The organism is Endozoicomonas sp. (assembly GCF_051008435.1).
Classification (GTDB): Bacteria; Pseudomonadota; Gammaproteobacteria; order Pseudomonadales; family Endozoicomonadaceae; genus Endozoicomonas_A.
In genome coordinates this window covers 1-6,217 of the sequence record NZ_JBPCXO010000330.1, presented here as the reverse complement: position 1 = coordinate 6,217, position 6,217 = coordinate 1, and the positions used below count along the sequence as shown (strand labels likewise).

Annotated in this window: 5 protein-coding genes; 1 reads left to right on the top strand and 4 read right to left on the bottom strand. The window is 49.5% G+C overall.

Annotated elements, in window-relative coordinates; genetic code table 11:
* Positions 1–305: 305 nt before the first annotated feature.
* Genes ACR2PX_RS16675 through ACR2PX_RS16660 form a run of 4 tightly spaced genes read right to left on the bottom strand, consistent with a single transcriptional unit; the run spans position 306 to position 4,113 of the window.
* Positions 306–1,484 (bottom strand): lipid-transfer protein, encoded by a 1,179-nt coding sequence (locus ACR2PX_RS16675; protein WP_434000487.1) that lies wholly within the window; start codon positions 1,482–1,484, stop codon positions 306–308.
* 15 nt (positions 1,485–1,499) lie between these two features.
* Entirely contained in the window at positions 1,500–1,967 is a 468-nt protein-coding gene (locus ACR2PX_RS16670; RefSeq protein WP_434000486.1) for a MaoC family dehydratase, read from the bottom strand.
* The gene (locus ACR2PX_RS16665; protein WP_434000485.1) at positions 1,964–3,103 is read right to left on the bottom strand and encodes an acyl-CoA dehydrogenase family protein; all 1,140 of its coding nucleotides are present in this window, start codon (positions 3,101–3,103) and stop codon (positions 1,964–1,966) included. Before ACR2PX_RS16665 ends, ACR2PX_RS16670 begins: the two co-directional genes overlap by 4 nt.
* A gap of 23 nt (positions 3,104–3,126) precedes the next feature.
* The gene (locus ACR2PX_RS16660) at positions 3,127–4,113 is read right to left on the bottom strand and encodes an OB-fold domain-containing protein (RefSeq protein WP_434000484.1); all 987 of its coding nucleotides are present in this window, start codon (positions 4,111–4,113) and stop codon (positions 3,127–3,129) included.
* A gap of 376 nt (positions 4,114–4,489) precedes the next feature.
* On the opposite strand from ACR2PX_RS16660, the gene ACR2PX_RS16655 reads away from it, so the two are divergent.
* Positions 4,490–6,214, top strand: a complete 1,725-nt coding sequence (locus ACR2PX_RS16655; RefSeq protein WP_434000483.1) for a protein kinase domain-containing protein — start codon at positions 4,490–4,492, stop codon at positions 6,212–6,214.
* Positions 6,215–6,217: the final 3 nt, after the last annotated feature.

The window sequence follows — 6,217 nt, the reverse complement described above, 5'->3', positions numbered from 1 at the left end:
GCGTCCCTGTGTAGCACCTTGCAAGTGCATTGTTATTAATACAGGTATTTTGCCTGAACAGCACAGAGGGCGCTCCTTTCAGTTCATTCTGTCTTACTTCTTCAGATCGTTAAGCGGGACTTAAGGCCACTTGAAACACTCAGAGTCTGATATCGGCAGCGGTATAGAACTGAACGCATACTAACATCACACCGTTACTATTGACCGAAAAGAAAAGGCAGATTAAAAATACAATTTGCTTGAGTACGATCGCAAAGAAGCTCCATAAAAAGAGAGAGTCAGTGAAAACTGGCTCTCTCAGACACTTATCCCTTACCCAGAATAAGCCCACTGGTGGGAACACCGGTTCCGGCGGAAACAATCATATTCTCCACCTTTTCTACCTGGTTAACCGCTTCGCCACGAATCTGACGTACACCTTCGGCAATACCGTTCATGCCGTGAATATAGGCTTCGCCCAGCTGACCACCGTGCATATTAATAGGCAGGCGACCACCCATTTCTATTTCACCGTTACGCACGAAGTCTTTTGCCTTACCTTTATCGGCAAAACCAAATTCTTCTAACTGAGTCAGTACGAAAGGCGTGAAATGGTCATAGATAATGGCTGACTGAATATCATCCGGTGTCAAACCTGCCTGCTTATACAGCTGCTTGGCAACCAGGCCTACTTCTGACAAACGGGTAATATCGTCACGATAGAAGTGAGTCATCATCTGAGGATCGTCACAGGCTCCCTGTGCCGCACCTTTAATCAAAGCGGGTTCTTTATTCAGCTTTTTAGCTCGCTCAGCTGAAGTGATGACCAGCGCTACGCCACCATCACTCTCCTGACAACAATCGAGTAAACGCAAAGGCTCGGCAATCCAGCGTGAATTCTGATGATCTTCCAGAGTAATCGGTTGCTCATAGAACCAGGCATTCGGGTTTGTCGCAGCAAACTTTCGAGCCGCCACAGCCACACGACCAAAGTCTTCTGAAGTAGCACCGGTTTCATGCAAATAACGCTGAGCATTCATGGCCACCCATGAAGCTGGCGTAACCAATCCATGAGGAATGTACCAACCATAATGAGCGGTTTCAAAATCCGGTTCCGCTGCAGTATCCTGCATGCCGGCACCAAAACGATATTCCGAGCGCTCGTTCATGGCACGATAAACGACAACCACTTCACAGACGCCGGTGGCCACTGCCATGGCCGCCTGCTGAACGGTACCGCATGCGGCACCGCCACCGTAATGAATACGGCTGAACATTTTCAGTTCTTTACCACCAATCTCCCTGAATACTTCAATTTCAGGATTGTTGTCCATGGTAAAAGTAGAGATACCATCGACTTCCGAAGGATCAATACCCGCATCGGCCAGCGCCTGGGTCACACACTCAACCGCCAGCTGCATTTCACTGCGGCCTGAGTTCTTGGAAAATTCTGTAGCTCCAATACCGACAATAGCCGCCTGGCCGCTCAGCGTTCTGTTAGACATTCTTTCACTCCCGCCTTATGCCAGTGGTAAAGCAACCAGTACGGTGCCGGTTACGTGGCTGCCCATACTGTTCTTTCCGGTTACCGCTACTTCAACCAGGTTCTGGTCGTCTTTTTGTTGTTTTTCAGTCACTTTGCCGACCAGTCGCATGCTATCACCGGGGTAATTAGGAGCCCCCAGTTTAATATTGACCTTTTTCAGCATGCCCTGGGGTCCAGTCCAGTCTGTGACAAAGCGTCCAACCAGACCATTAGTGGTCAAAATATTCATGAAAATATCAGGAGACCCCAAAGCCTGGGCCTTATCTTTATCATGATGAACATCCTGATAGTCACGGGACGCCATTGCGCCTGCAACAATCTGTTCTGCAGTCACGTCAATCACCAGTTCGGGCAGTTTCTGCCCGACTTCTACCTGGTCAAAACTCACTCGATTCGCTGCTTGATTTAAAGTACGCCCGTAGCTCATAGATTGTTGGCTCATAATACATTCACCACAGATTCTTTGTCCGCCAGTCGAGCACCCAGTTTGGCCAGTTGAAGACTGCCTCCCCCCAGGTTCAGCTCATTGCGCTTAGCCCACAGGAAGTAACGATGCAGTGGATAATCAATATCTGCACCAATGCCACCATGCAAATGCTGGGCAGTGTGTACCACTCGACTACCCGCAATACAGGCCCAATATTTGGCTGTTCTGACTTCGGCTTCTGCTGGCATATTTTCATTCAGCTTCCAGACCGCCTGCCAATAGGTTGAGCGCATGCCCTCAATATCTATGTAGGCATCAGCACATCTCAGGGTGGTTCCCTGGAACTGGGAAATCGATTTGCCAAACTGCTTTCGATCGGTCGTGTATTCTACCGTTCTTTTTAAAGCTTCTTCTGCAATACCTACCTGGGTTGCTGCCAGACAGACATTACCCCGGTCGACCATAAATTTGTAGGCTTCTTCACCTTTATCAGCTCCAACCAGTACATTGGCCTGAGACAAGCTGACATTCGACAGTGTCATGGTATACAGCGGTTCACCGTTAGTGCTTTCCTGGAATTCGAGTTCCACACCTTCCGCTTCCGGTGTCACCAGGAAAATCAGGGTTCTACCCTCTTCCTGAGTCGCAGGCACCAGAACCACAGCCGATTCTTTGGCGTAGGGGACACAAACTCGGGTACCATTCAGAACGTAATGATCACCGTTTTTTTCTGCACTCAGCACCGTTTTATGAGGATTACTGAGACCTTCCTCAGCCAGTGCAGCGGTCAGAATACTTTCACCGGTTGCCAGAGCCGTCAGATACTGAGTCTTCTGTTCTTCGGATCCGTATTCCGCCAGCGTCAGTCCTGCCAGGGCCAGGCTGGGCAGTAATGGCAGAGCTGCCACATAGCGACCCTGCTCTTCCAGCATCAGACAAATTTCTACCAGACCAAAACCACTGCCGCCATAACTTTCGGGAACCGCCATACCCAGCAGTCCGGACTCGGCAAACTGCTGCCAGAGATCCTTGTCGTAAACTTCACCTTTTTCTGCCAACGACTTCAGTCGCTCATCGGTGGACAAATCGGCCAGAACCTGTGCGCTCAGGTCTTTGATAGCCAGCTGATCTTCAGTCAATGAAAATTCCATATCCTCGCTCCTTTAAGGTTTCCTTATGCTTCAACAGGTCTGAACAGGGCCAGTGTCAATTCTTCATCGCACTGAGTGATTTCTGCCTGAACCGCCATTCCAATCTTCACGTCTTCAGGCTCTATACCGACCAGTCCGGCTACCAGACGAGTTCCTTCTTCCAGCTCAACGAGAGCAATCGGATTCGGTTCATCAAAGGCAGGCAGAGCGGGGTGATGCAGGTTCACAAAGCTGTGAATCACACCTTTACCACTGGCTTCAACCGCATCACGCTCCAGCGAGCGGCAGCTTGGGCACATGGGTGAAGGAGGGTGTCTGAGGGTTTCGCAGGACTTGCAGCGTTGAATCAACAACTTGCCTTCTTTCAACCCTTCCCAGAAGAAACGGTTGTCGCGGTTGATACCTGGACGTGGTCTAACGGCCTTTTTAGGTTTGGCAGAACCGGGGCCGGCAGACTCAGGCTTGTTCTCACTCTTGGGTGGAATGAATTTGAGCAGACGAAAACGCATCTCACCCACTTTTTCTTCATTCTGGTCAACAAATGTCCACAGTTCAGTGACAAAATACCCAGTACCCAGAGCTGTATCTTTTTTCTCGGAAATAGACTCGATTTCCATGTAATGGGAAATGTCATCACCGGGTTTGATATTACGGAAATATTCCTGGTCACAGTTAACAGCCACTACACCCACGAAACCATATTCATCGAGAATATTCAGTGCATAGGGTTGCTCAGCAGTACGCTCTCGGGTTCCCGGAGCATGCTGACCTGTTACGCCTCTCATGGTCCAGGCCTGAAGCATGGTAGGAGGCGCAATGGTTGAACCTTCAGAACTTTTTGCAGCGTATTCTGAATCGGTGTACATGGGGTTCTGATCACCCATGGCCTGAGCCCAGTGACGGATCATGGGCTGATTGACCGGATCCCAGCTTCTATGAGGGCCTACCCTCACGCCGATGGTTTCGGCCATCCGGGCTTCCAGTGCTTTATTGTTATTCTGATCAGTCATGCTTACTGTCTCCGCCTGTCGATCAGGCCAGATGTTTTTCCGCTTCCATTCCAGGCTGTTGAGCCGGAAGCTTCTTCTGTTCTTTATAAGCCATAAACGCTATAGGCATAGATCAGTTAACATTTTACGGGCAGGAGCGAAGCAGACAATTACAAAAGCGGCCAATCGTGGCTGGCAAAAATATCAATAGTGGTAATAAGGGACATTAATGGCGTTGACAATGACAGGTTAAGAATATCTGCTACCCTGACAGGCCACTGAAGTAAAAGGTAAAGCAGGCCATAGATTCGCCATGAACGCCCAACTGGTGATTTCGAGAATATTAATTCCTATTGTTATTTTTATTTTGTCCTTGGTGTGCCTGCTTTCAATACCTATGGCCAAAGCAGGATACCTTGGCTTTGACAAACAATCCGACCCGGATATGGTTATTTGCCTGTTTCCCGTCAACCTTCAGGGTGGCCGGGCCATCAGCGTCACTCTGGTCTTTAATGGCCCCTTCTACATTATCTCTGACAATAACCTTCTGACTGGACGCAAGAACGGCTACAGTATCAGCGCACCTTCCAGCAGGGTTTCAGATCCCGGGCAATTTGAAATCAACGTTCACTATACCCAGGAACCGATACCTGTTTGTGTCGCATTGACGGCTCTAAACGATACCCGGGAACAATTAGCTGATGCGGATCACTTTGCTTTGATTGAAGGTGCCAGTCGATTGATTGATGGACAGACAAGAATGTCGCTGGACTCGCAGCCTAGGGATTCCCGAGCGCTGACAGCACAATCCCGACGCCTTAACATTCTTGCTCATGCCTACAGCCAGAGCACTCTGTACCAATTTGGGCAAGCGGCCAGCCGCTTACGACAGTACCCTTCCACCCGCTTGCAGCATACTGGTAGCCTTTTTAGAGAAAACTCACCTTTTGCCCAACTGCCTGAAATTCGCAGCCCACTGTACCTTGATCTGGCGAACCGGGTATCTACGCCTTCTTATCCGGGTATCACCTCCTACCTGTTCCGTTTCCTCTGGTACCAAGGGGGTCTGCCACAGAGAGATCTTGAACTTCTGGCTCATATGATTAATCGCTTCAGTCATAGAGCTCTGTTCATTGCACACTCAGACTCTCCCCTTGAGAGTTTACGATCCATTCAGGCTGCTGCGGACAGTGGCGTTTTTAAGCGAATAAATATGAAAGGACTGGATTCTGTAGCAAGGCTTTTCCCCCATAACGGTCACCTCACCCAAACTCAGGCAAACCTTGCTCTTAAGGAGTTTTCCGGTACAGCAACAGTGGCTGAGAGAACCACTTTAAACCAGCTTATTTCCCGAGGTGAGCACCTGGCTGCACCGGTTCAGTGCTCAGACGATGACCTCGTCAATTGTCTGGCAAGATGTCTTGCTCCCACTTTTGATTTTTCCAGCCCAGTCAGCAATAGACGCTTTCGCATCATCAGGTTACTCGGTAGAGGGGGAGAAGGTTCAGTCTGGGAAGTCTCTGACGGCCAGGAGTCCTTTGCCTTGAAAGAGATCGAATACAACGACTTTGTTCGTCAATCCTCAGCCCGGCTCATGTCCATTATTCAGCAAAACAAACTGGGGTCTGAGAGAGTCATGCCTCTCCTGGAGCAATGGAGTGATCAACACAAACTTTACCAGCTGATGCCCGTTATGAGAGACGGAGACCTCAATGACTTTATTGCCAACCACTTTGATCTGGTCAGTCAGAATCTGGCAAGCCTGGCATTCCAGATCATTGACGCAGCGGCCTACCTCCACTTGAATCAGGTCGTTCACCGTGACATCAAACCGTTAAACTTTCTTGTTCATCGAAGAAGTGATGACATCCGGCTGTTTCTCTCAGACCTGGGACTGGTCAGAGAGATCGATAGCTCTGATACCATGACAATGTCGTTCGTAGGCACGATTGCCTATATGGGTGCTCATACCGCAATGGCTCGGGCTGAAGGCCAACCTTATCAAGGTAGGCCGCTTCGCGGCGACTTTTTGCCCAGTGCAGCCCTCCAACCTATGGGAAATACCCGTCATTTTCTTTTGTCTATCCTTACTGACTTTGATCCCGAGAACAGCAAAGGATAGAGC